This is a genomic window from Pseudomonas alloputida (assembly GCF_021283545.2).
Taxonomy (GTDB): domain Bacteria; phylum Pseudomonadota; class Gammaproteobacteria; order Pseudomonadales; family Pseudomonadaceae; genus Aquipseudomonas; species Aquipseudomonas alloputida.
The window spans coordinates 1,250,660-1,276,360 of record NZ_CP128540.1 but is presented as its reverse complement, the minus strand read 5'-3'; the positions used below and the strand labels follow the sequence as shown (position 1 = coordinate 1,276,360).

Here is a 25,701-nt window from a genome sequence, read left to right as displayed (position 1 = left end):
CCCACTGACATAAACGTACCAGTTGAATACTGATCTTCAGCAAAGGAAAACTTCCGACTCAAACACGTCGAAAAAGCAACACAACGAGGTTCTCTGACGATCATTCCTCCCCCGGGAAACAATCCAGCCTTTAGTTGAGTACAGCAGTAAGGTAAAGATGGACAAAACCGCTGGAGACGGCCTATATGACCCAAGCACAACCTGTCGCCCCGCTGACGATCATTGCCATCTTCGCGGGGATCATCGAAGCCTCCGCCCTTGCCACACTGCCATTTCTCGGCGAGTCCAGCCAAAGGCTCTACACCTGGTTCCTGGTAGGCTTTCCATTCTTTCTGACGGCACTGTTTTTTCTGACACTCAACTTCAATTACAAGTCGTTCTATAGCCCGCTTCCCAACAACGCAGCACACGACAACACGCCAGCACTGAGCAGTGTGGCCACACCCGCAATTGCCAATGATGCCCCCGAGGCGGTACAGGGCGAACCTGTCACTTTCATGTTCTCCGGCCCCGACGCCTGTCGCATGATGGAACAACAACTCTTGCACGCACTTGCCCAACCGCCCGAGCCAGCGCGCGTCTGGCGCTTTTGTAATCTGGACAGACGTCAATGTGCGCAGCTTTCGATCAGCGCACTCGAGGGCGATGATGTGAGCCACCGAAGTTGAACGACCCGCCTTTGCGCGGGCATAAAAAAACCCCGGACCGAGCCGGGGTTTTCGCACACGCCAGCAATCAGAGCAGCGAACGGCCCTTGTTGGCGGCAATGCGCATACGCAGTGCATTGAGCTTGATGAAGCCAGCAGCATCTGCCTGGTTGTAGGCACCACCATCTTCTTCAAAGGTGGCGATGTTGGCATCGAACAGCGAATCGTCCGACTTGCGGCCAACCACGGTCACGTTGCCCTTGTACAGTTTCAGGCGCACCACACCATTCACGTTGACCTGCGAAGCATCGATCATCTGTTGCAGCATCAGACGCTCCGGGCTCCACCAGTAGCCGGTGTAGATCAGGCTGGCATACTTTGGCATCAGCTCATCTTTCAGGTGAGCGACTTCGCGGTCCAGGGTGATCGACTCGATGGCACGGTGTGCCTTGAGCATGATGGTACCGCCAGGCGTTTCGTAGCAACCGCGCGACTTCATGCCGACGTAACGGTTTTCGACGATGTCCAGACGGCCGATGCCGTTGGCACCACCGATACGGTTCAGGTCTGCCAGGACGGTGGCCGGGGATTTCTCGACGCCGTCGATGGCAACGATGTCACCATTGCGGTAGGTCAGCTCGATGTAGGTAGCCTGGTCCGGGGCATTCTCAGGCGAGACACTCCAGCGCCACATGTCTTCTTCGTGCTCGGTCCAGGTATCTTCCAGGACACCGCCCTCGTAGGAGATGTGCAGCAGGTTGGCGTCCATCGAGTACGGCGACTTCTTCTTGCCGTGGCGCTCGATCGGGATGCCGTGCTTCTCGGCGTAGTCCATCAGCTTTTCGCGGGACAGCAGGTCCCACTCGCGCCATGGAGCGATGACCTTGACGCCTGGCTTCAGGGCATAGGCACCCAGCTCGAAGCGCACCTGGTCGTTACCCTTGCCGGTGGCGCCATGGGAAATGGCGTCAGCGCCGGTTTCGTTGGCGATTTCGATCAGGCGCTTGGCGATCAGCGGACGGGCGATGGAAGTACCCAGCAGGTACTCGCCTTCGTAGACGGTGTTGGCGCGGAACATCGGGAACACGAAATCACGCACGAATTCTTCGCGCAGGTCGTCGATGTAGATCTCTTTAACGCCCATTGCCTGGGCCTTGGCACGGGCCGGTTCGACCTCTTCGCCCTGCCCCAGGTCAGCGGTGAAGGTCACCACTTCGCAGTTGTAGGTATCCTGCAGCCACTTGAGAATCACCGAAGTATCAAGGCCGCCGGAATACGCCAGTACGACCTTTTTTACGTCCGCCATGCCATCACTCCACGGGGTTGTACGGAAAGGGATCGATTCTACCGGCGTTGCGGATAAATTTACAGTGGGGCGACAGCTTCTGACGACAAAGCGACAGGAACTTTCGTAGGGGCGACGGGCGGTAGGTTGAGGGATGTGGCATGAGGACCTTGGAGGGGCGTCGAGCCGCAGCGTGCATGCCTTGAGGAGTTCAGCGCCTGTGAGATCGAGCGCCGCCAGGTGTCCACCTCAAGACATTCTGCGCCTGTGAGATCGAGCGCCTCAGGTGTCCGCCTCGAAACATTCTGCGCTCGATCTCACAGGCGCTGAAAATGTTGTGACGAACCCCTGGCGGCCTTGATGCGAGCCCATGACATGCACCGACCAGATCTCAGGGCGCCTTCGCCCCCGGGACGCCCGAGGCAGGTGCAACACCCGGCGCCGCTTGCTCAACCGGCTTTTCCACCGGTTTCTCAACCACCGCCACCCGATCCAGCTCGATATTCACCCGCCGATTACGCGCCCGATTCGACGCACTGTTGTTCTTCGCGAGCGGATAACGCTCGCCATGGAAGCGCACAGTGATCTGCTCTTCCGGCACACCGTTAGCCTTGAAATAATCGGCCACGGCCAATGCCCGACGGCGCGACAGGTCGCGGTTGGTAAGGCGGTTGCCACTGTTGTCGGAATGCCCATTGAGCTCGACATGGTTCACCGTCGGGTCGGCTTTCATGTAATCGAGGATCACGTCCAGCCGCGCCTTGGCTGCTGCGTCCAGCTCGATACCGCCCCCGGGGAAACCCACCTGTGTCTGGCGCACCTGGTCGTAGTTCATCGGCAACAGCTTGCCAGCACAGACCTGATAGTCATTGTAGGCTTTGGCGAAGCTGACCGGCAGCACACGCACCTCCATCGGCCTGCCCGCCTCACCGGTGTAGTTGCGCACAACGGTGCTACGCCCGTCGAGCAAGCCGTTGATCAGCCGGCTGGCCTGCCCTTGGGAGGAGCTGAACAGCACGCCACTGCGGGCCATTCGCACATTGCCCAAGTTGATATCGCCACGCCCAGGTTGCCACGGCGCTGCCGCAGCCAGCAGGCTGGCGGTGCCGGCACCCAGTGCGTTGCTGTCCGACCGCAGCTGAAACACCGGCTGCTCGCCTGCCCGACGCACGAACGTACCGCTGCCGAAACCTTCGATCGGCTGGCTCAGACGACACTCGAACTGGTCACCCTCGACCTTCCAGGCAATGTTCTCCATGCGCGTCTGGAAAGTCAGTGCGCCGGCCGGCAGGCTGGCGAACAGGGTCAACAGGGCTAGGTAACGCTGGCGCACGGGCGGCTCCACAAATTCTGACGGCTTACCAGCAGGCTATCGGACGCTGTCCGGAAAACTTGATAGCCGTGCTCGCCCCGGGGTTTTCCGGTAGGATTGGGGCTTGAGTTCGACCCGCCTGGAATCCCCAATGTCCGATCGCCTGACCCTCCTGCGCCCCGACGACTGGCACATCCATCTGCGCGATGGTGCCGTCCTGCCCCACACCGTTGGCGACGTGGCGCGTACCTTCGCCCGTGCCATCATCATGCCCAACCTCGTGCCGCCCGTGCGCAATGCCACCGAGGCCGGCGCCTACCGTGAGCGCATTCTGGCTGCCCGCCCGGCCGGCAGCCGCTTCGAGCCGCTGATGGTGCTGTACCTCACCGACCGCACCAGCCCCGAGGACGTCCGCGCGGCCAAGGCCAGCGGTTTCGTGTACGCCGCCAAGTTGTACCCGGCCGGCGCCACCACCAACTCCGATTCCGGCGTGACCAGCATCGACAACATCTTCCCGGCCATAGAGGCACTGGCGGAAGTGGGCATGCCGCTGCTGGTGCATGGCGAAGTGACCCGCAGCGAGATCGACGTGTTCGACCGCGAGAAGCGCTTCATCGACGAGCACATGCGCCGTGTGGTCGAGCGCTTCCCGACGCTGAAAGTGGTGTTCGAACACATCACCACCAGTGATGCCGCGCAGTTCGTCACCGAGGCCCCGGCCAACGTCGGTGCGACCATCACCGCCCAGCACCTGCTGTACAACCGCAACCACATGCTGGTCGGCGGCATTCGCCCGCACTTCTACTGCCTGCCGATCCTCAAGCGCAACACCCACCAGGTGGCCTTGCTGGACGCAGCCACCAGCGGCAATCCGAAGTTCTTCCTCGGCACCGACTCGGCACCTCATGCCCGTCACGCCAAGGAAGCAGCCTGCGGTTGCGCGGGTTGCTACACCGCCTATGCGGCCATCGAGATGTACGCCGAAGCGTTCGAGCAGCGTAACGCGCTGGACAAGCTGGAAGGCTTCGCCAGCCTGCACGGCCCGGCCTTCTATGGCCTGCCGGCGAACACCGACACCATTACCCTGGTCCGCGAAGAATGGACCGCTCCGGAAAGCCTGCCATTTGGCGAGCAAACCGTAGTCCCGCTGCGCGCTGGCGAAAAACTGCGCTGGCGCCTGCTGGAGAAAAACGCGTGAGCGAAGACCTTTACGAAGACGACCTGGACACCCAAGGCAGCAGCGGTCCTCGCCACCCGATGGCCGAGCGCTTCCGCGGCTATCTGCCGGTCGTGGTGGATGTTGAAACCGGTGGTTTCAACAGCGCTACCGATGCATTGCTGGAAATTGCCGCCGTCACCATTGGCATGGACGAGAAAGGTTTCCTGTTCCCCGAACATACCTACTTCCACCGAGTGGAGCCGTTCGAGGGCGCCAACATCGAGCCGGCCGCACTTGAGTTCACCGGGATCAAGCTGGACCACCCGCTGCGCATGGCGGTCAGCGAGGAAAGCGCGATGACCGACATCTTCCGTGGCGTGCGCAAGGCACTCAAGGCCAACGGCTGCAAGCGGGCGATTCTGGTCGGCCACAACAGCAGCTTCGACCTGGGTTTCCTCAATGCAGCAGTGGCGCGCAATGACCTGAAGCGCAACCCGTTCCACCCGTTCTCCAGCTTCGACACCGCCACCCTGGCGGGCCTGGCGTATGGCCAGACCGTGCTGGCGCGGGCCTGCCAGAGCGCCGACATCGACTTCGACGGGCGTGAGGCGCACTCGGCACGTTATGACACCGAGAAAACCGCTGAGCTGTTCTGCGGCATCGTCAACCGCTGGAAAGAAATGGGCGGCTGGCGCGATTTCAACGATTGATCTGCTAAAGGCATTCGCGGGCGCGCCCGCGAAGAGGCCGGCACAGGAAGGCATAAAAAAACCGGCCACGAAGGCCGGTTTTTTCATGCACGCAGCAATTACAGCTTGCCAGCGTTCTCGCTCAGGTAGGCAGCAACGCCTTCAGGCGAAGCGTTCATGCCCTTGTCGCCTTTTTTCCAGTTGGCAGGGCACACTTCGCCGTGCTCTTCGTGGAACTGCAGAGCGTCAACCAGGCGCAGCAGCTCGTCCATGTTACGGCCCAGGGGCAGGTCGTTGACGATCTGCGAACGGACAACACCGTTGGTATCGATCAGGAAGGCACCACGGAAGGCCACGCCGCCTTCGGACTCGACGTCGTAGGCTTTGCAGATTTCGTGGGTCATGTCGGCAGCCAGGGTGTACTTCACCTGACCGATGCCGCCGTTGTTGACCGGGGTGTTACGCCAGGCGTTGTGGGTGAAGTGCGAGTCGATCGACACACCGATCACTTCCACGTTGCGCGCCTGGAAGTCAGGGATGCGGTTGTCCAGGGCGATCAGCTCGGACGGGCAGACGAAGGTGAAGTCCAGCGGGTAGAAGAACACCAGGCCGTACTTGCCCTTGATGGCCGAGGCCAGGTTGAAGCTATCGACGATCTCGCCATTGCCCAGCACGGCCGGAACGGTGAAATCGGGGGCTTTCTTACCAACGAGTACGCTCATTGTAATCTCCTGATGAGGGTGAAAAACCGTTTGCCGGGCCAGACGGGCTTGCCCGACATCCAACAAAGGCCGACCATCATACACGGCTTCTCATGACAGGCCGACTCCGTCGACAAAGCGACCACCGGTCGCTCAAGCACAGCACCCTCAGAAAGATCTTTGACAAGCATTCTCATTAACATTAAGCTCCAACCCATCGACCCAACCAGCGATGGTCAGCCCTTATGTATGTGTGTCTTTGTGTCGGCGTTACCGACGGACAGATCCGCGATGCGATCTATGAAGGATGCTGCAGTTACAAGGAAGTGCGAGCCGCCACCAATGTCGCCAGCCAGTGTGGGAAATGCGCCTGCGTGGCCAAGCAGGTGGTCCGCGAGACCCTGACCGAGCTTCAGGTCAGCCAGGCGGCCTTGCCCTACCCCGTCGAATTTACCGCTGCCTGAACGCAGAATTTCAAGAACCGGACCTGGTGTCCGGTTTTTTTATGCCCGCAATTCAACAAGTTAGCGTTGCAACGCGGTTCACAAACATTCTTATTCCTATTAATTTTCACTTAGTATTCAAGAACTTAGGTTTGACACACCTAAGTATCGGGCTCAAACTTCAGTGGATTGACACACTTCTACAGGGCAGGAACCCGACATGAAAGGCGACGTAAGCGTCATCCAGCATCTCAACAAGATCCTCGGAAACGAGCTGGTCGCGATCAACCAGTACTTCCTGCACGCACGCATGTACGAAGATTGGGGGCTGAACAAACTCGGCAAGCACGAGTACAAAGAATCCATCGATGAAATGAAGCACGCTGACAAACTGATCAAGCGTATTTTGTTCCTCGAAGGTATTCCTAACGTTCAGGACCTGGGCAAACTGCTGATCGGCGAGCACACCAAGGAAATGCTCGAGTGTGACCTGAAGATTGAACAGCAAGGCCTGGTCGACCTGAAGGCCGCCATCGCCCATTGTGAAACCGCTGGCGACTTCGGCTCGCGTGACGTGCTCGAAGATATCCTCGAGTCCGAGGAAGAGCACATCGACTGGCTGGAAACCCAACTGGGGCTGATCGACAAGATCGGTATCGAGAACTACCTGCAGTCGCAGATGGGCGAAGAGTAACTATTCGCCCCATAAAAAAACCCGCTGATCGCGGGTTTTTTTATGCTTGCCGGAAGATCAGGCTTCAGAAGCCTTGGCCTTGGCAGCCGCGTCCTTGATCAGGGTTTGCAGCTCACCCTTCTCGAACATTTCCAGCATGATGTCGCTGCCGCCAACCAGCTCACCGGCTACCCACAGTTGCGGGAAGGTCGGCCAGTTGGCGTATTTTGGCAGGTTGGCGCGAATTTCCGGGTTCTGCAGGATGTCGACGTAGGCGAACTTTTCGCCACAACCCATCACGGCCTGCGATGCACGCGCAGAGAAGCCGCACTGCGGGGCATTCGGCGAGCCTTTCATGTAAAGCAGAATGGTGTTGTTGGCAATCTGCTCTTTGATCGTTTCGATGATATCCATGTAGCACCTCGGCTGAACTATCCGACACAGTCGTCGGCACGGTGTCGCATTGTATCGGAAAGCCGAGCGCCGTGCTCGGCCTTGCCGTTCCTCAAGCGGCCTCGACCTGCACGGGTACGCCATTGAGCGCAGCGTTTCCGGAAACCTGGTCCCGAAAGCGCTCATCGGTCAGGTCATTGGCACTCACGCCGGGTTGCGCCAGGGCGATCTGCAGGTGCACGCCGTGACGACCATGACCATAACCATGGGGCAAGCTGACCACACCGGGCATCATGTCCTCGCAGGCCTGCACCTCGACCTCCAGTGAGCCAGTACGCGAACGGATGCGCACGCGCTGGCCATCCTGCAGTTGCCGCTGCTGCAAATCTTGCGGGTGCATCAACAACTGATGCCGTGGCTTGCCTTTCACCAGGCGATGGAAGTTGTGCATCCACGAGTTGTTGCTGCGCACATGACGGCGCCCGATCAGCAGCAGCTCGCCCGGCACTGGGGGCGTCATTTGCGCCAGGCGGTGCAAGTCGTCCAGCAAGACCTGAGGGGCTGCTTCGACAGCCTTGCTGGCGGTCGCCAGGCGCCCAGCGAGGTTGCTGCGTAACGGCCCCAGGTCAAGCCCGTGCGGGTGATCGTCCAGTGTTGCCAGGGAGAGCCGCCAGGGCGTTGCTTCACCATAGCGCCCTTTGCGCAGGGCTTGATCAATCATCTGCGCAGGCGACCAGGTCGGCTTCAACGCCAACTCGGCACGCTTGGCAAACGCCTGGGCCAGGCCGACGAAGATCTCCCAGTCATGCAGTGCCCCCTCCGGCTTGGCCAGGATCGCCCGGTTGAAGCGCGTGACATTGCGCACTGCCAGCAAGTTGAAGGTGCTGTCGTAATGGTCGTTCTCCAGCGCTGAGGTGGAGGGCAGGATCAAGTCGGCATGGCGGGTGGTTTCGTTGATGTAGAGATCGATACTGAGCATGAACTCCAGACCCTCCAGCGCCGTATCCAGCTGGCGGCCGTTAGGCGTGGACAACACAGGGTTACCGGCAACGGTCACCAGGGCGCGCACCTGCCCTTCGCCCGGTGTTTGCATTTCCTCGGCCAGGGCAGCCACCGGCAGCTCGCCGCCATACTCGGGCAAACCCGACACACGGCTCTGCCAGGCGTTGAAATGGCCGCCCGAGGTGGTTGCCACCAGGTCGACGGCAGGCTCCGTGCACAACGCGCCGCCTGTGCGGTCGAGGTTGCCGGTCACCAGGTTCACAAGTTGCACCAGCCAGTGGCAAAGGGTACCGAATGCCTGGGTCGAGACGCCCATGCGGCCGTAGCACACGGCCTGCCCGGCAGCAGCGAAGTCGCGTGCCAGCTGGCGAATATCCGCTGCAGCAATACCACATTGGGCGCTCACGGCCTCGGCACTGAACGGCGCAATGGCCTCGCGCACCTGCTGCAGGCCGTTGACCGGCAAGTGCGAGCCCCGTGCCAGGCCCTCTTCGAACAATGTGTTGAGCAAGCCGCACAACAGGGCTGCATCACCACCGGGGCGTATGAACAAATGGCTGTCAGCCATTGCCGCCGTTTCGCTACGCCGCGGGTCAACCACCACCAGGCGCCCACCACGCGCCCGCAGGGCCTTCAGGCGCTTCTCCACGTCCGGAACAGTCATGATGCTGCCATTGGAAGCCAGCGGGTTGCCGCCAAGAATCAGCATGAACCCCGTGTGGTCGATGTCCGGAATCGGCAGCAGCAGCCCATGCCCATACATCAAGTGGCTGACCAGGTGTTGGGGCAACTGGTCCACTGAAGTGGCTGAGAAACGGTTACGGGTCTTGAGCAGGCCTAGAAAGTAGTTGCTGTGGGTCATCAAGCCGTAATTGTGCACGCTCGGGTTGCCTTGGTAGACCGCCACGGCATTGCGCCCATGGGCTTGCTGGACCGCCCACAATTTTTCGGCTGCCAGTGCGAAAGCCTCATCCCAGCCAATAGCCTGCCAATGCTCGCCGACCCGCTTGTGGGGCTGGCGCAGGCGATCCGGGTCGTTCTGGATGTCCTGCAACGCCACGGCCTTGGGGCAGACATGGCCACGGCTGAACGGGTCCAGGGGGTCGCCCTTGATCGAGCTGATCAGGGCCCGCCCGTCTTCCTCATGGCTGACTTCGATGTTGAGCCCGCAGATCGCTTCGCACAGGTGACAGGCACGGTGATGCAGGGTCTTGGTCATGGCCGCCTCTGCCTTGTTGTTGTCGAACAGTGACTATGCGCCCGCCCCCGCCCTGCGGCCAGTGCGCTTCGCCGCGTGAATCCACCGACATCAGGCGCACGATTTACGACAGCCATTTGCCAAATTGCCAGCAAGCCGTGTACAACCGTCTGTAGCAAATAAAGAACAGCACGGGCCAACGGGTAAAGACACCCTTTGCAACACCCTTTGCAATCACGCCGCTTTTCCCCCCTTGGCTTCAGGCGACATTTACTTATAGTATTGCGCCTTTCCCTATTTCGTCCGCCCCGTGCGGCTTACGCCGCAGGTCACCCCCGTTGTCAAAAAAAACCATACGGTCGACCTGCATACCGTTGCAGATAAGGTAGTCACTCATGAGCGCTAGGCACTTTCTCTCCCTGCTGGACTTCACCACCGACGAATTGCTCGGGGTGATCCGCCGCGGCATCGAGCTGAAGGACCTGCGCAAGCGAGGCGTGCTGTTCGAACCGCTGAAGAACCGTGTGCTAGGCATGATCTTCGAAAAGTCCTCGACCCGTACCCGTGTGTCGTTCGAGGCCGGCATGATCCAGCTCGGCGGCCAGGCCATCTTCCTGTCGCCCCGCGACACCCAGCTGGGCCGCGGCGAGCCAATTGGTGACAGCGCCATCGTGCTGTCGAGCATGGTTGATGTGGTGATGATCCGGACCCACGCCCACAGCACCCTGACCGAGTTCGCCGCCAAGTCGCGTGTGCCCGTGATCAACGGCCTGTCCGACGAATCGCACCCGTGCCAACTGCTGGCCGACATGCAGACCTTCGTTGAACACCGCGGCTCGATTCAGGGCAAGACCGTGACCTGGATCGGCGATGGCTTCAACATGTGCAACTCCTATATCGAAGCCGCCAGGCAGTTCGATTTCCAGCTGCGCATCGCCTGCCCCGAAGGCTATGAGCCGGATCAACGCTTCATGGCACTGGGCGGCGACCGCGTGCAGATCATCCGGGATGCCAGGGAAGCTGTGCGTGATGCACACCTGGTGGTCACCGATGTCTGGACTTCCATGGGTCAGGAGGAGGAAACTGCACGGCGCCTGGCGCATTTCGCGCCTTACCAGGTCACCCGCGAACTGCTCGACCTGGCTGCACCCGATGTCCTCTTCATGCACTGCCTGCCCGCCCACCGTGGCGAGGAAATCAGCCAGGACCTGCTCGACGACCCACGTTCGGTCGCCTGGGACGAGGCTGAAAACCGCCTGCATGCACAGAAGGCGCTTCTCGAATTCCTTGTAGAACCGGCTTACCACCACGCATGAGTCAACCCCTACTGCTCAACCTGCGCAACCTCGCCTGCGGCTATGGCGACCAGCGCATCGTCCAGAACCTCAACCTGCACCTGAACGCAGGCGACATCGGTTGCCTGCTGGGTTCATCCGGTTGTGGCAAGACCACCACCCTGCGCGCCATCGCCGGTTTCGAGCCGGTGCACGAAGGTGAAATCCACCTGGCCGGTGAGGTCATTTCCCGGGCTGGCTTCACCCTGGCCCCGGAAAAGCGCCGCATCGGCATGGTATTTCAGGACTACGCACTGTTCCCGCACCTGACCGTGGCGCAGAACATTGCCTTTGGTATCGCCAAACACCCACGCCAGGCGGCCGTCATCGAAGAGATGCTGGAGCTGGTCAAACTCGGCGGGCTGGGCGGGCGTTACCCGCATGAGCTGTCCGGCGGCCAGCAGCAACGTGTCGCCCTGGCCCGGGCGCTGGCGCCCGAGCCGCAACTGCTGCTGCTTGACGAGCCATTCTCCAACCTCGACGTGGAGCTGCGCCGGCGCCTGAGCCATGAGGTTCGCGACATTCTCAAAAGCCGCGGTACCAGCGCCATTCTGGTCACCCATGACCAGGAAGAAGCCTTTGCCGTCAGCGACCAGGTCGGCGTCTTCAAGGAAGGTCGCCTGGAACAGTGGGACACGCCCTACAACCTTTACCACGAACCGCAGACGCCATTCGTGGCGAGTTTCATCGGCCAGGGGTACTTCATCCGTGGGCAAATGAGCAGCCACGAGGCGGTCAATACCGAAGTGGGTGAGCTGCGCGGTAACCGCGCCTACATCATGGCGCCGGGCAGCTCGGTGGATGTACTGCTGCGCCCGGATGATATCGTGCATGCACCTGGCAGCGCGCTCATGGCGAACATCGTGGGCAAGAGTTTCCTTGGGGCATCCACGCTCTACCGCCTGCAGTTGCCCACCGGTAGCCAGCTCGAAGCGATCTTCCCTAGCCATAACGACCACGAGATCGGTGAGAATGTGGAGATTGCAGTGAAGGCCGATCACCTCGTGCTATTCCCGGTACCGGGTAGCGTTGCGGCACAGTTGCCACGCCAGGAGAATGGCGTGCGTCGATACAGTTCGGCGACTTGACTTCAGAACCAGAGGGCCGCTTGGCGGCCCCCTGTTCTCAGCCTCGACCAATCCCGGCAAACGTGCCCTGCGTATACTCCGCCAGCACCGCTGCGGCCAACTCCACTTCCAGGCCACGCCTGCCGGCGCTGACATGGATAGTTGCAAAATTCTGCGCCGAGTCATCAATAAAGGTCCGCAGGCGCTTCTTCTGCCCCAGCGGGCTGATGCCGCCCACCAGGTAACCGGTCGCCCGCTGCGCCGCTGCCGGGTCGGCCATCTCGCACTTTTTTACCCCGGCAGCATGGGCCAGGGCCTTGAGGTCCAAGGTCCCCACCACAGGCACAACCGCTACCAGCAATTCCCCTTTCTCGCTGCTTGCCAGCAACGTCTTGAACACCTGTTGCGGGTCGAGCCCGAGCTTTTCTGCCGCCTCCAGGCCATACGACGCCGACTTCGGGTCATGTTCATAACTGTGCACACGATGCTCGGCACGGTGCTTCTTCAACAGGTCTAGGGCGGGGGTCATGCAAGGGCTCCAGTCAGGGACGACTCGGCGGCTACTTTAGGACAATTCCCACATCCCAGCCACCGCACCGCAATCGCGCGCGTCTAGTACAGGGATCAGCAGCTGATTCTAGCGACCATATCGTGACTGACCGTTCACTTTCGACCTTTGACATCAGCGTTTCTTGTCTATATTTTTTCGTTTCTGAATAAGCGGTGCACTTATAAGGTGCATTTCCTACATCACCCGGGGTCAATGGGGATAGACACCGGGTTTTGCTGTCGAGCGCCACGCGCCTCACAACAAAAAAAACGAGGTCATACATGACGACTGCTCTGCGCCAACCCACACTGTCCAGCCAATGCCTGGCCGAGTTTCTCGGCACCGCCCTGCTCATCTTCTTCGGTACCGGCTGCGTCGCCGCGCTCAAGGTGGCCGGCGCCAGCTTCGGGCTTTGGGAAATCAGTATCATCTGGGGCGTGGGCGTCAGCATGGCCATCTACCTCACCGCCGGTATTTCCGGTGCGCACCTGAACCCAGCCGTGAGTATCGCCCTCACACTGTTCGCAGGGTTCGACAAGCGCAAGCTGCCCTTCTACATGCTGGCCCAGGTATGCGGCGCATTCTGTGGCGCAGCACTGGTCTACACGCTGTACAGCAATCTGTTCTTCGATTTCGAACAAGCCCACGCCATGCTGCGCGGTAGCGAAGGCAGCCTGGAGCTGGCCTCGGTGTTCTCCACCTACCCGCACCCGTCGCTGTCCACCAGCCAGGCGTTTCTGGTTGAAGTGGTGATCACTGCCATTCTGATGGCCGTGATCATGGCCCTGACCGACGACAACAACGGCCTGCCGCGCGGCGCCATGGCCCCGCTGCTGATCGGCCTGCTGATTGCAGTGATTGGCAGCGCCATGGGCCCATTGACTGGCTTTGCGATGAACCCGGCCCGCGATTTCGGGCCAAAACTCATGACCTTCCTGGCCGGTTGGGGCGAAATCGCCTTCACTGGCGGGCGGGATATTCCCTATTTCCTGGTTCCGGTATTTGCACCGATCCTTGGCGCCTGCTTGGGTGCAGCGAGCTATCGCGGCCTGATTGCACGCAACCTGCCAATGGCGCCCGCCGCGACCCCTGAGACAAATGACATTCGCCAGGGCGATACTCAAGCCAATTGATGCCACCATCACGCACAGCCCTGCCCCCCTATTCTTGCAAGGCCTACGACCATGACAGACACCCAGGATAAGAACTACATCATCGCCCTGGACCAGGGTACCACCAGTTCGCGGGCGATCATTTTCGACCGTGACGCCAATGTTGTAGGTACCTCCCAGCGCGAGTTCGCACAGCATTACCCGCAGGCGGGCTGGGTCGAGCATGACCCGATGGAGATTTTCGCCACACAAAGCGCCACCATGGTCGAGGCCCTTGCCCAGGCGGGTATCAGCCACGCCCAGGTCGCTGCGCTGGGCATCACCAACCAACGCGAAACCACGGTGGTGTGGGACAAGGAAACCGGGCGTCCGGTGTACAACGCCATTGTCTGGCAGTGCCGCCGCAGCACCGAGATCTGTGCTCAGCTCAAGCGTGACGGCCATGAAGACTACATTCGTGAAACCACCGGCCTGGTCACCGACCCGTATTTCTCCGGCACCAAGCTGAAATGGATCCTCGACAATGTCGACGGCGCCCGTGAACGCGCCGAGCGTGGCGAACTGCTGTTCGGCACCATCGACACCTGGCTGATCTGGAAGTTTACGGGTGGGAAGGTTCACGTCACCGACTACACCAATGCCTCGCGCACGCTGATGTTCAACATCCACAGCCTGCAGTGGGACGACAAGCTGCTGGAAATCCTGGGCATCCCGCGGCAGATGCTGCCTGAGGTGCGCCCATCCTCGGAAGTGTACGGCCACACCAAGAGCGGCATAGCCATCGCCGGTATCGCCGGCGACCAGCAATCGGCACTGTTCGGCCAGATGTGCGTGGAGCCGGGCCAAGCCAAGAATACCTACGGCACTGGCTGCTTCCTGTTGATGAACACGGGCGACCAGGCGGTGAAGTCGTCCCACGGCCTGCTCACGACCATTGCCTGCGGCCCGCGTGGTGAGGTGGCCTATGCACTGGAAGGCGCGGTATTCAATGGTGGCTCTACCGTGCAATGGCTGCGTGACGAACTGAAGATCGTCAACGACGCCCTGGATACCGAGTATTTCGCCAGCAAGGTCAAGGACAGCAATGGCGTGTACCTGGTGCCAGCCTTTACCGGCCTGGGTGCCCCGTACTGGGACCCGTATGCCCGTGGTGCGTTGTTCGGCCTGACACGTGGCGTGAAGGTAGACCACATCATCCGCGCCGCACTGGAGTCCATCGCCTACCAGACCCGCGATGTCCTCGACGCCATGCAGCAGGACTGTGGCCAGCGCCTGTCCGAGCTGCGCGTGGACGGTGGTGCCGTGGCCAACAACTTCCTCATGCAGTTCCAGGCCGACATCCTCGGCACCTGCGTGGAGCGGCCGCAGATGCGCGAAACCACGGCGCTGGGCGCCGCCTATCTGGCAGGCCTGGCCTGTGGCTTCTGGAGTGGCCTGGACGAGCTGCGCGACAAGGCGATCATCGAGCGTGAGTTCAGCCCGCAACTGGACGAAACGCAGAAAGAAAAGCTGTATGCCGGCTGGAAGAAGGCGGTCGAGCGTACCCGTGACTGGGAAGATCACGAGGCATGATAGCTGTTGGGGCCGCCATGCGGCCCCAATCGTCTACTGGCCGTCATCCCCTTCCTACGGCATCATTGCAGAATTTGTCCGGCAGCCCCAAAGGACCGCCCATGAATCTGCCCCCCCGCCAACAACAAATCCTCGAACTGGTACGCGAACGCGGCTATGTCAGTATCGAGGAAATGGCGCAGCTGTTCGTTGTCACTCCCCAGACCATCCGACGCGACATCAATCAGCTTGCCGAGCTCAACCTGCTGCGCCGTTACCACGGCGGCGCAGCTTACGACTCGAGCATCGAGAACACCGCCTACGCCATGCGTGCCGACCAGATGCGTGACGAAAAGCAGCGCATTGCCGACGCCGTAGCCCGGCAGATTCCCGACCATGCGTCGCTGTTCATCAACATCGGCACCACCACCGAATCGATCGCACGGGCGCTGCTCAACCACAGCCACCTGAAAGTCATCACCAATAACTTGCATGTGGCGGCGATCCTGGCCGCCAAGGACGATTTCGAAGTGCTGGTGGCAGGTGGCACGGTGCGCCGAGATGGTGGTGTCGTCGGCCAGGCCAGTGTCGATTTCATCAACCAGTTCAAGGTCGACTTCGCCCTGGTGGGCATCAGCGGTATCGACGAGGATGGCAGCCTGCTCGATTTCGACTATCAGGAAGTGCGGGTGTCGCAAGCCATCATTGCCAATGCCCGGCAAGTGATCCTCGCCGCCGACTCCAGCAAGTTCGGGCGCAATGCCATGGTGCGCCTGGGCTCGATCGACCTGGTCGACTGCCTGGTGACCGACCGGACACCAACCCCGGCCCTTACCCAATTGTTGAACCAGAACAAGATCAGGCTTGAGGTGGTCTGAGGGCTGGTGGGTGCATGCCGCCAGACTTTTGGTGTCTGCGTGAGCAAGCGCCCCCTCACCCAAGCCGTACCCCCTGAATTTTCGTAAATGTTCACTTCATTGTCATTTGATCAGTTTTTTCTATAGAGACTGACTGGCGACCGGCGTTCTGTTGCGCTAATATTTTCGCAAACGAACATCAATGTTCACATTCGATGTGAACAGCCTCAGGAGGCCTTGCCCGTGTCCCAGCCAGTTTCGTCCCAGCCCCCAACAGCCAACTGCTATGACCTTGCCGTAATCGGCGGTGGCATCAATGGCGTGGGCATCGCTGCCGACGCCGCTGGTCGCGGCTTGAAGGTCTTCCTTTGCGAAAAAGACGACCTGGCCCAACACACGTCGTCAGCCAGCAGCAAACTGATTCACGGTGGCCTGCGCTACCTGGAGCACTACGAATTTCGTCTTGTACGCGAGGCCCTGGCTGAACGCGAAGTGCTGCTGGCGAAGGCGCCCCACATCGTCAAACCTATGCGCTTCGTGCTTCCGCACCGCCCGCACCTGCGCCCTGCATGGATGATCCGCGCCGGCCTGTTCCTCTACGACCACCTGGGCAAGCGCAAGCGCCTTGGCGCCTCGCGCAGCCTGCGCTTTGGCCCGGGCTACCCGCTGAAGCCGGCAATCACCCGCGGCTTCGAATACGCCGACTGCGCTGTCGATGACGCCCGCCTGGTAGTACTCAACGCCATGGCGGCCCGTGAGCTTGGCGCCCATATCCGCACCCGCACCCGCTGCTTGCGCGCCGAACGTGTAGAGGGCTTGTGGCAGGTAGAGCTACAGCACGCCGATGGCAGCCTCCAGACGATCCATGCCCGCGCGCTGGTCAACGCCGCCGGCCCGTGGGTGGCCAGCTTCATCAAGGACGACCTCAAGCTCGATGCGCCTTACGGCATCCGCCTGATCCAGGGCAGCCACATTATCGTGCCGCGCCTGTATGAAGGCGAACATGCCTACATTCTGCAGAATGAAGACCAGCGCATCGTCTTCTGCATCCCGTATCTGGACCGCTTTACCCTGATCGGCACCACTGACCGGGAATACAGCGGCGACCCGGCCGCGGTCGCCATTACCGAGCAGGAAACACATTACCTGTTGAAGGTCGTCAACGAGCACTTCAACCACCAACTGAGCCAAGCCGACATCCTGCATACCTACTCCGGCGTTCGGCCGCTGTGCAACGACGAGTCGGACAACCCTTCGGCGGTGACCCGGGACTACACACTCGCCCTTTCGGCAGAGGTTGGCCAGGCACCGCTGCTGTCGGTGTTCGGCGGCAAGCTCACCACCTACCGCAAGCTGGCCGAATCGGCCATGGCTGAACTCAAGCCCTTCTTCACTCAGATGCGCGCCCCCTGGACCGCCAGTGCGCCACTACCGGGCGCAGAGGGCATGACAACGGTACAGGCGCTGATCGATGCCGTACTGGCACGTTGCGGCTGGTTGCCTGTCGACCTGGCCAAACGCTGGGTGCTCACTTACGGCAGCCGCGTGTGGCGGCTGCTCGATGGCGTTCACGGCCCCGAAGACCTCGGGCAGGCTATCGGGGCCGGGCTGTTCACCCGCGAGGTGGATTACCTGCTGGAGGAGGAATGGGCAGAGCAAACCGCTGACATTATCTGGCGTCGCACCAAGCTGGGCCTGTCGCTGACCGCGCAGGAGCAGATGGCCCTGGAGGCGTATCTGCAACAAGCCCGCAAGGTGCGGGCGAATAGCCGCGCAGCCTGATACCTACGGTGAAGCCCTCTTGATCCGTCAAGGGGGCGTATTCGCCCAGCGCTCGTAGGCTTCACGCGCCAACCGCGCCAGCAATGCCCGCTCGCTGCGATCGAAATCAGCCTTCAGTGCTTCACAGCGTTGCAGAAACTCGTTTTCGCTGATCACTTGCTCATCTACCTGAGCCTGCAGGGCCTCCATACGCTGGTGCAGTGGCTGTACCAGGTCTTCAAATCGCTGCGCATGAAACTCGCGCGCGTATTGCTCCCAGAAAGGCCGCTGTGCCAGCGAGGCAATCAGGGCATCCGTCGACTCATTTTGTAAAACCGCGTCCTGGACCCGCAGCAGGTTGCTGGTGGTCACGTTTGCAAAACTTGGGTAGTGCATTTCGTCGAGCTCGATCGGCAAGCCCAATGGACGCGCAAGCCGCTGTCGGTAAAACAGCCTTGTCTCAATTTCATCGATATGTGGGGCGTGCTCGGCATGCATGCGTTGCACGTGCAACGTCGCGTGGCGGTCAACCTCGTCCAGGCGAAACAAACCACGCGCCAGGCTTAGCAAGCGAGCTTCCATCCGACTGCCATGCGCGTCTTCGACGGCGCGCAACACCAGAACCCCAAGCTCCATCTGCTCCAGCAACAGCAGCAGGCGGTCTTCACAACTGCGTGGACCAGACGCCTCGAGAAACAACTGGTGACGCAACTGCTCGTGCTGCTCACACGTTTCCAGAATTCGCCAGATTCGGCTGCGGTAATGCCCAGGGTGCTGTTCAAAGTCCTCGCCGTGGACGAAGTCTGCCAGAAAGCGGAACATTCCATCTGAGTGCGGTTCCTCAAGCAGCGCTGTCCATATGGCCTGCTGGCGATCACGTTCAGCGTCGGCTGTGCTGTTGGCCCAGGTATTGAACAGGTCACTGTCAATGGCGCGATGGCGTGCGGACGCTGACCCCCACTGGCCCGGGGCCACACCTCGTGCCTCATCGAGCAGCAATGCGTCAGCTTCGCCAAGTGGATTATCGTGCAAGGACAACTGGTGCACCTGCCGGCGCAGCTGCTGCAACTCTCGGCGCAGTGTGCGAATGTTGTTGTTACGCACGTCCACATGGGCACGAAATGAGATCTGCTCAGGCAACGCCTCAAGGCCAGCAGAGCGCAGGTTGACTTCACGCAAATTGCCCAGGCGCGTCAGTACCGGCGCCCTTCCCAACGGGTTGTGGCTGAGGTCCAGGTACCGCAGCGCACTCATCCCGGCAAGACGCAATTCACCGGCCTCATCCATTATCACGCTGTTACGGCGCAGGTTCAGCTGCCGCAGGCGGGGCATATGTTCAATGCCGTGAGGGATCGCAGTCAGGCGATTGCCGGACAGGTCGAGTTCAATCAGGTTGGGAAAACGGCGAAGAAAGTCCGCATTGATTTCACCAAGGCCCAGATCACTGAGGATCAGCCGTCGCACATGATCAAAGCTCACCCCCTCCGGTAATTCGGGCAGACTCCCGATACGCTCTCCGCTGATGATCAGCGCGTAGTCCCCGGCCTCGTCGGTTATCTTGCGCCGCCAGCTTCGCCGTACGGCAGTAGCGACCCGACGGCGGCGTAAAGCGTCCAGTGGGTTACTGGCATCCCTGCGCCACTGGCGCAGGCTCTGACGCAGGCGCGCCAACTGCCCCGTCAGCTGGCTGTAGTGCTCCCACAACCCTACTCGCCGCTCCATGAGGTCAAGCAGATAGGCTTGTAGCTCCCCGTCTGTCATCGTCGGAAACACTTGGTGAATACCACGCCCTATGGCACGCCGACTGCTCTCGCCTCGCCCACTCAAGGCATACCCGATACGCCCATCCCCGAAACGGGTCGGGGGTCGCAGGCCAACGCCCAGACGCGGCATGCCACAGAGCTCAGCCGCTTGGGTACGATCACCGGCAGCGGCCTCGATCAGCAACGAGCCCAGGGCGCCTGGACTGACAGCGGCATCGCCGAGATCGGCTGTCTGCGTCTCGTCCAGCGCAGCCAACAGTGCCGCCAGGTAGGGGCCGGATGTACCTTGACCGGCGTAGCGATAGCCGTCGCCGCGGCGCACGATACACCGTACATCCTGCGCAGACTCTGCGCCGATACCGGCCAGATACCGGCCACTCGGGCTACCTTCGCGCAGTTCGATGCGCAGGGTGTCCGGCCATTTCAGCTGACGCTCGAGCAAGCCCAAAGCCAGGCGTTCGGTGTCCGGATTGACGCAACGCGGCAGGCGCAAACCGGCACAGGCCCTGTCCAGACGGCTTTCGCGCAGCGACCATCGTGCACGCTCGGCCACTGCCAAAGGGATCCGCTGCGCGTTGCTGAGCGTATCGAGCTGCGCACCGCTGCATTGCTGAAGCAGCTCACGGGTACAGCGAGCCGACAGGCCGGGGAAAGTGCGCCGCAGTATCCGCTCGATGCCATTGGGCTGCACTTGCCGATCAGCAACGTACTGCGCCAGTCGCGGCGCGCTGAAGTCCGGGTGTAATTCATGTGCCTGATAAAGCTCCAGGGCATCGAGCAACCGTGCAGGTGCGCCCATGTGCTCGACGTGCAAACGGCGAATCTGCGCTTCACTCAGCCCTGTCACCTGGAGCAGGTAGTCACATGTCGGTTCCGGTAGCTCTGCCAGGGGCGTACTCAAACGGCGTATCAGATTGGCCCGCCCTTCCCAGTACTGTGGAGCTTCGAGTTCATGGCGCCAGCCACCGGCACCATTCTGCTCGATCACAGGGCGATAGGCACTGGGACGACCAGGGTGCAGGATCCTGGAGCGACCATCCTGCGGATCCTCCATCACCCGATAACGCCCCTCATCAAGGTGCCACAACCATTCCTGTGCGCCGACACCCCGCAACGGTTGGGCATCGTAACCGGGCAGATCCGTGGCCATGAGCCTGACCTTGCCTGCGGAGTTGCACACCGGTGCCAAGTCATCCACGAAGGCCAGACGCTCAAGGGCACGCACGGCCACTTTGCTGCCAGCAGCGATCATCCCGCCGACCACGACGTTTGCGGCAACGTTGAACAGGTGGTTCAACGCCCCTTCGCGGTCACCCATGCGCCAATCTTCATACCCTTCATAAACTTCGTCAGCAATCTGAACCGCGTTTGCCACCAGCAGCACTTCGCCAAGCACAGGCACGAACGCCCCCGCCACGTTCAGCACATTCAAACCCAGCTCTTTGTAGCCCTGCATGCGCGCTTCACGGTCTTCGTCATCTTCGACATCGGTGGGCACGGCGAGCACCCTGGCGTCATCCCTGATCTTGGCGAGGCATTGCCGACGCAGGTGTACGAACGGTGCGTCAGTGATCGGTGCAGAACGGGCGTCGAGTTCCACCCCGGCTGTCGATGCCTGCGCGACCCGCTCGTTCAATACCCGATAGAAATTGATGCGCTCACGCTCGGTAATGAAGCGCGCGAAAAAGCGCCGATAGGCCGGCGTACGGAAGCGCTTACCGAGGTACTTGTCGAGTGCATCCCAGCTGGCATGACGGGAGACGGGCTGATGAGGGTCATCGGGTATCCAGAGCACCACCGACTCCACTGCGTCAGCTGACGGACGCACTTCCAGCGTCAGCACGCCTTGAACCGGGCGGCCCAGCAGGTACAACTGTCGGGGCACCACAGTGCCCACCAGCGCAGGCACCACCGGCTTATCGGCAATAAGTGGCAACAGAAAAAAATACGTGCGCTCGTCAATGTCCTGTTTCAACGCAGCGACCCGCATCGCCACCTCGAAATGGGCCTTGAAACTCGCCTCGAAAAGACCGTGCAAGCGGGAAACGGCCTGGCCCGGCTCATCCTCCGGGCCATCTTCAGGCTGTAGATGGTGGGTGAGCAACGCCTGGTACTTGCCCCCTGCGTCGACCTCGCGACATGCGGAGGCAAACGCGTGGAAGCTCATCGGCAGGCGGTTACCGTTGCCATCGACCAGTTCACCTTTGAGCGTGAGCCCGGGGCGTGTCTCCCTGCGATGATAGTTATGCAGCGCCGCCTCCAGCAATGACCGCCTGGAGCGGCGAACATAGGTGGGCCGCAGCAGCACAGGCGAAGCGCTGGGCAGCAACAGCCGCTGCGAGACCCGTACCCTCCAGCCCGTCACGTCCGGGTTGCTGAAGCCGCTCTTGCGCAGTTTCGTTTTGAGCAACGCTGCTGCGTAGGCCTGCAAAGAAGGGATGGCCTGGAGGATCGGGCCAAGCCGCGCATTGCAGTGCGCCTGGCGACTCAGGGCATTACGTAACGCATCGAGCCTTTCCGGTTGGGCGTGGTCGACTAGCCATCCAGGCAAATTCTGGGCGATCAGGCTATCGATGGAATCGTTCGGGAGCCGGTGCGGTGACATCTGTGGAACTCTCCAGGCAAAGAGCAAAGCTCACTACGTCTGAGCCCTTGCCGCGCACTGCATAGTTACCGCAAGCGATACCGGGATAGGTTGGCAGCCCATGCGTTCGGATAACCGAACGAGCAATCGCTGTTTATTCGGCCTGGCGAACCCCGGAGAGAGGTCGAGACTGTCAAGCACGAGCAATACCAGTGGTTTAAGGTCGACAGCAGGGCTTGGCACGAGTCATGCTCTACACTTGGTAGCCGAATGCACCCGCTTCTTGCTGTATTCGTTGAACGAAGAGTCCGCCAACGGCTCCATAAAAAAAACAAACACGTCGAGGAAAATTTGATGCGTATCGTTCGTCAATTGCTGGGCGCAGCCATCGCGGCTGCAGTCATCGCTTCGCCGGCCATGGCCGAGGAGCTCACCGGCACCCTGAAGAAGATCAAGGAATCGGGCACCATCACGCTGGGGCACCGCGACTCCTCCATTCCATTTTCCTACCTGGCCGGCAAACCCGAGCCCGTCGGTTACTCGCATGACATCCAGCTGGCCGTCGTCGACGCGCTGAAAAAGCAACTGGGCACGGACATCAAGGTCCGTTACAACCTGGTCACCTCGCAAACCCGTATTCCGCTGGTGCAGAACGGCACCGTCGACCTGGAGTGTGGCTCCACCACCAACAACGTCGAGCGCCAGCAACAGGTTGGCTTCTCGGTCGGCATCTTCGAAGTCGGTACCCGCCTGTTGACCAAGGTCAAGGACGGTCAGCCGGCATACAAAGACTTCCCGGACCTGGCCGGCAAGAACGTGGTGACCACCGCCGGTACCACCTCCGAGCGCATCCTCAAGGCGATGAACGCCGACAAGCAGATGAAGATGAACGTGATTTCCGCCAAGGACCACGGTGAAGCCTTCAACATGCTCGAAAGCGGCCGCGCCGTGGCCTTCATGATGGACGACGCCCTGCTCGCCGGTGAAATGGCCAAGGCGCGCAAGCCAGCGGACTGGGTCATCACCGGTACCCCTCAGTCGTACGAAATCTACGGCTGCATGGTGCGCAAGGATGACGCTGCGTTCAAAAAAGCGGTCGACGACGCCATCGTTGCCTACTTCAAGTCGGGCGAAGTCAACAAGAGCTACGAGAAGTGGTTCATGCAGCCGATCCCGCCTAAAGGTCTGAACCTCAACTTCCAGATGAGCGAAGAGCTGAAAAAACTGATCGCCGAGCCGACCGACAAGGCTGCGGACGAGAAGAAGTCCTGATCCTCAGTAAATAGTGGCCTGGTGCTCACGAGCACGAATCAATTCTGCAGGCCACTCATTAGTGTCTAACCTTTCATCCGTGGGCGCCTTGCGCCCCCGGATGCTCGAAGGTGCCCGTGAAACAACCGTCTGAGGGGAAATCCCGATGAATTACAACTGGGACTGGGGCGTGTTCTTCAAGTCCACCGGCGTGGGCAGCGAAACCTATCTGGACTGGTACATCACCGGCCTGGGCTGGACCATCGCCATCGCCATCACCGCCTGGATCATCGCGCTGCTGCTGGGGTCGCTCCTCGGTGTCATGCGTACCGTACCGAACCGCCTGGTATCGGGTATCGCCACCGCCTACGTGGAACTGTTCCGCAACGTGCCACTGCTGGTGCAACTGTTCATCTGGTACTTCCTGGTACCGGACCTGCTGCCAGAAGGCTTGCAGGAATGGTTCAAGCAGGACCTCAACCCGACCACTTCGGCGCTGATCAGCGTGGTCATCTGCCTGGGCCTGTTCACCGCCGCGCGCGTCTGTGAGCAAGTGCGTACCGGTATCCAGGCGCTGCCCAAAGGCCAGGAAGCTGCCGCCCGCGCCATGGGCTTCAGCCTCCCGCAGATCTACAACAATGTGCTGCTGCCGCAAGCCTACCGGATCATCATTCCGCCGCTCACCTCCGAGTTCCTCAACGTATTCAAGAACTCCTCGGTGGCGTCGCTGATCGGCCTGATGGAGCTGCTCGCGCAGACCAAACAGACCGCAGAGTTTTCCGCCAACCTGTTCGAGGCGTTCACCTTGGCCACGCTGATCTACTTCACCCTGAACATGGGCCTGATGCTGCTCATGCGCATGGTCGAGAAGAAAGTCGCCGTGCCTGGCCTGATTTCCGTGGGGGGCAAGTAAATGGAAATGGATTTCAGCGAAATCATCCCCGCCCTGCCTGCCCTCTGGGAGGGCATGGTCATGACCCTCAAACTGATGGTCATGGGAGTCATCGGCGGTATCGTGCTGGGCACCATCCTGGCACTGATGCGCCTGTCGTCAAGCAAACTGCTGTCGAACCTGGCCGGCGCCTACGTCAACTACTTCCGCTCGATTCCGCTGCTGCTGGTGATCACCTGGTTCTACCTGGCGGTACCGTTCGTGCTGCGCTGGATCACCGGCGAAGATACCCCGGTGGGTGCCTTCACCTCCTGCGTGGTCGCCTTCATGATGTTCGAGGCCGCGTATTTCTGCGAAATCGTCCGCGCCGGTGTGCAGTCGATCTCCAAGGGCCAGATGGGCGCCGCACAAGCGCTGGGCATGAACTACGCGCAGACCATGCGCCTGATCATCCTGCCCCAGGCCTTCCGCAAGATGACCCCGCTGCTGCTGCAGCAGAGCATCATCCTGTTCCAGGACACCTCGCTGGTATACACCGTGGGCCTGGTCGACTTCCTCAACTCGGCACGCTCCAACGGCGACATCATCGGGCGCTCCCATGAGTTCCTGATCTTCGCCGGCGTCGTCTACTTCCTCATCAGCTTCTCCGCTTCGTGGCTGGTCAAGCGCCTGCAAAAAAGGATCTCCGTATGATTTCCATCAAGAACGTCAACAAGTGGTACGGCGACTTCCAGGTACTGACCGACTGCAGCACCGAGGTCAAGAAAGGTGAGGTGGTGGTGGTCTGTGGCCCGTCGGGCTCGGGCAAGTCCACCCTGATCAAGTGCGTCAACGCGCTGGAGCCGTTCCAGAAGGGCGACATCGTGGTCGATGGCACTTCGATTGCCGACCCGAAGACCAACCTGCCCAAGCTGCGCTCGCGCGTGGGCATGGTGTTCCAGCACTTCGAGCTGTTCCCGCACCTGACCATCACCGAGAACCTGACCATTGCCCAGCGCAAGGTACTGGGCCGCAGCGAGGCGGAAGCCACCAAGAAGGGCCTGGCGCTGCTCGACCGTGTAGGCCTCAGTGCCCATGCCAAGAAACACCCCGGCCAGCTCTCCGGTGGCCAGCAGCAGCGCGTGGCAATCGCCCGCGCCCTGGCGATGGACCCGATCGTCATGCTGTTCGACGAACCTACCTCCGCACTGGACCCGGAAATGGTCAGCGAGGTACTGGACGTGATGGTGCAACTGGCCCAAGAAGGCATGACCATGATGTGCGTAACCCACGAGATGGGCTTTGCCCGCAAAGTCGCCAACCGGGTCATCTTCATGGACAAGGGCAGCATCATCGAAGACTGCACCAAGGAAGAGTTCTTCGGTGACCAGAGCGCCCGCGACCAGCGCACCCAGCACTTCCTCAGCAAGATCCTGCAGCACTGACCCGGCCACAGCTTCCGCTGCCAGGGACCCACCAGGCAGCGGAAGCTGGTCGT

General features: G+C 60.9%; 22 protein-coding genes. 15 read left to right on the top strand and 7 right to left on the bottom strand.

The window, feature by feature from the left end; all coding sequences use genetic code 11:
- Positions 1-185: 185 nt before the first annotated feature.
- A complete protein-coding gene (locus LU682_RS05760) occupies positions 186-668 on the top strand; it encodes a hypothetical protein (protein WP_010952255.1) in 483 nt (160 codons plus the stop codon).
- A 67-nt stretch (positions 669-735) separates the two neighbouring features.
- Here the strand turns inward: LU682_RS05760 and LU682_RS05755 are convergent, their stop codons facing one another.
- Complete coding sequence (locus tag LU682_RS05755) at positions 736-1,953, bottom strand: argininosuccinate synthase (protein WP_003254941.1); 1,218 nt, start codon at positions 1,951-1,953, stop codon at positions 736-738.
- A 370-nt stretch (positions 1,954-2,323) separates the two neighbouring features.
- The gene (locus LU682_RS05750) at positions 2,324-3,265 is read right to left on the bottom strand and encodes a flagellar protein MotY (protein WP_049588514.1); all 942 of its coding nucleotides are present in this window, start codon (positions 3,263-3,265) and stop codon (positions 2,324-2,326) included.
- Between the two features lie 130 nt (positions 3,266-3,395).
- Between LU682_RS05750 and pyrC the strand changes: the two genes are divergently transcribed.
- Both pyrC and rnt read left to right on the top strand, forming a co-directional pair.
- A complete protein-coding gene (gene pyrC, locus LU682_RS05745; RefSeq protein WP_060489326.1) occupies positions 3,396-4,442 on the top strand; it encodes a dihydroorotase in 1,047 nt (348 codons plus the stop codon).
- 59 nt (positions 4,443-4,501) lie between these two features.
- Entirely contained in the window at positions 4,502-5,113 is a 612-nt protein-coding gene (rnt, locus tag LU682_RS05740) for a ribonuclease T (protein ID WP_010952252.1), read from the top strand.
- A gap of 98 nt (positions 5,114-5,211) precedes the next feature.
- Here the strand turns inward: rnt and LU682_RS05735 are convergent, their stop codons facing one another.
- Positions 5,212-5,814 (bottom strand): peroxiredoxin, encoded by a 603-nt coding sequence (locus tag LU682_RS05735; RefSeq protein WP_003254945.1) that lies wholly within the window; start codon positions 5,812-5,814, stop codon positions 5,212-5,214.
- Between the two features lie 224 nt (positions 5,815-6,038).
- Between LU682_RS05735 and LU682_RS05730 the strand changes: the two genes are divergently transcribed.
- Entirely contained in the window at positions 6,039-6,257 is a 219-nt protein-coding gene (locus LU682_RS05730; protein WP_003254947.1) for a bacterioferritin-associated ferredoxin, read from the top strand.
- 199 nt (positions 6,258-6,456) lie between these two features.
- Positions 6,457-6,930, top strand: coding sequence for a bacterioferritin (gene bfr / locus LU682_RS05725; RefSeq protein ID WP_003254948.1), 474 nt, complete (start codon positions 6,457-6,459; stop codon positions 6,928-6,930).
- A gap of 57 nt (positions 6,931-6,987) precedes the next feature.
- On the opposite strand, the gene grxD is transcribed toward bfr, so the two are convergent.
- Both grxD and LU682_RS05715 read right to left on the bottom strand, forming a co-directional pair.
- Positions 6,988-7,323, bottom strand: a complete 336-nt coding sequence (grxD, locus tag LU682_RS05720) for a Grx4 family monothiol glutaredoxin (protein ID WP_010952251.1) — start codon at positions 7,321-7,323, stop codon at positions 6,988-6,990.
- A 91-nt stretch (positions 7,324-7,414) separates the two neighbouring features.
- The gene (locus LU682_RS05715) at positions 7,415-9,523 is read right to left on the bottom strand and encodes a molybdopterin-dependent oxidoreductase (protein WP_010952250.1); all 2,109 of its coding nucleotides are present in this window, start codon (positions 9,521-9,523) and stop codon (positions 7,415-7,417) included.
- 374 nt (positions 9,524-9,897) lie between these two features.
- Here LU682_RS05715 and argF point away from each other — a divergent pair, with 374 nt between their 5' ends.
- Positions 9,898-10,818 (top strand): ornithine carbamoyltransferase, encoded by a 921-nt coding sequence (gene argF / locus LU682_RS05710; RefSeq protein ID WP_003254953.1) that lies wholly within the window; start codon positions 9,898-9,900, stop codon positions 10,816-10,818.
- Complete coding sequence (locus tag LU682_RS05705) at positions 10,815-11,924, top strand: ABC transporter ATP-binding protein (protein ID WP_010952248.1); 1,110 nt, start codon at positions 10,815-10,817, stop codon at positions 11,922-11,924. The genes argF and LU682_RS05705 overlap by 4 nt, the downstream gene beginning before the upstream one ends.
- Positions 11,925-11,961: 37 nt before the next feature.
- On the opposite strand, the gene ybaK is transcribed toward LU682_RS05705, so the two are convergent.
- Positions 11,962-12,432 (bottom strand): Cys-tRNA(Pro) deacylase, encoded by a 471-nt coding sequence (gene ybaK / locus LU682_RS05700; protein WP_003254957.1) that lies wholly within the window; start codon positions 12,430-12,432, stop codon positions 11,962-11,964.
- A gap of 302 nt (positions 12,433-12,734) precedes the next feature.
- Between ybaK and LU682_RS05695 the strand changes: the two genes are divergently transcribed.
- The 4 genes from LU682_RS05695 to glpD all read left to right on the top strand — a co-directional run bounded on the left by LU682_RS05695 (position 12,735) and on the right by glpD (position 17,755).
- Entirely contained in the window at positions 12,735-13,586 is an 852-nt protein-coding gene (locus LU682_RS05695) for an MIP/aquaporin family protein (RefSeq protein WP_003254959.1), read from the top strand.
- Positions 13,587-13,637: 51 nt separating this feature from the next.
- Positions 13,638-15,137, top strand: a complete 1,500-nt coding sequence (glpK, locus tag LU682_RS05690; RefSeq protein WP_060495345.1) for a glycerol kinase GlpK — start codon at positions 13,638-13,640, stop codon at positions 15,135-15,137.
- A 101-nt stretch (positions 15,138-15,238) separates the two neighbouring features.
- The gene (gene glpR, locus LU682_RS05685; protein WP_010952246.1) at positions 15,239-15,994 is read left to right on the top strand and encodes a DNA-binding transcriptional repressor GlpR; all 756 of its coding nucleotides are present in this window, start codon (positions 15,239-15,241) and stop codon (positions 15,992-15,994) included.
- Positions 15,995-16,216: 222 nt separating this feature from the next.
- Positions 16,217-17,755 carry a glycerol-3-phosphate dehydrogenase gene (gene glpD / locus LU682_RS05680; protein ID WP_020190708.1) on the top strand — a complete coding sequence of 513 codons (1,539 nt, stop codon included), beginning with the start codon at positions 16,217-16,219 and terminating at the stop codon, positions 17,753-17,755.
- Between the two features lie 27 nt (positions 17,756-17,782).
- Here the strand turns inward: glpD and LU682_RS05675 are convergent, their stop codons facing one another.
- Positions 17,783-22,102 (bottom strand): NEL-type E3 ubiquitin ligase domain-containing protein, encoded by a 4,320-nt coding sequence (locus LU682_RS05675; protein ID WP_010952244.1) that lies wholly within the window; start codon positions 22,100-22,102, stop codon positions 17,783-17,785.
- A 333-nt stretch (positions 22,103-22,435) separates the two neighbouring features.
- On the opposite strand from LU682_RS05675, the gene LU682_RS05670 reads away from it, so the two are divergent.
- The 4 genes from LU682_RS05670 (at position 22,436) to LU682_RS05655 (ending at position 25,648) form a co-directional block, all read left to right on the top strand.
- Positions 22,436-23,353, top strand: coding sequence for a glutamate/aspartate ABC transporter substrate-binding protein (locus tag LU682_RS05670; RefSeq protein ID WP_049588510.1), 918 nt, complete (start codon positions 22,436-22,438; stop codon positions 23,351-23,353).
- A 145-nt stretch (positions 23,354-23,498) separates the two neighbouring features.
- Entirely contained in the window at positions 23,499-24,245 is a 747-nt protein-coding gene (locus LU682_RS05665) for an amino acid ABC transporter permease (protein ID WP_010952242.1), read from the top strand.
- A complete protein-coding gene (locus tag LU682_RS05660; RefSeq protein ID WP_010952241.1) occupies positions 24,246-24,917 on the top strand; it encodes an amino acid ABC transporter permease in 672 nt (223 codons plus the stop codon). It abuts the gene before it with no gap.
- Positions 24,914-25,648 (top strand): amino acid ABC transporter ATP-binding protein, encoded by a 735-nt coding sequence (locus tag LU682_RS05655; RefSeq protein ID WP_021781956.1) that lies wholly within the window; start codon positions 24,914-24,916, stop codon positions 25,646-25,648. The genes LU682_RS05660 and LU682_RS05655 overlap by 4 nt, the downstream gene beginning before the upstream one ends.
- Positions 25,649-25,701: the final 53 nt, after the last annotated feature.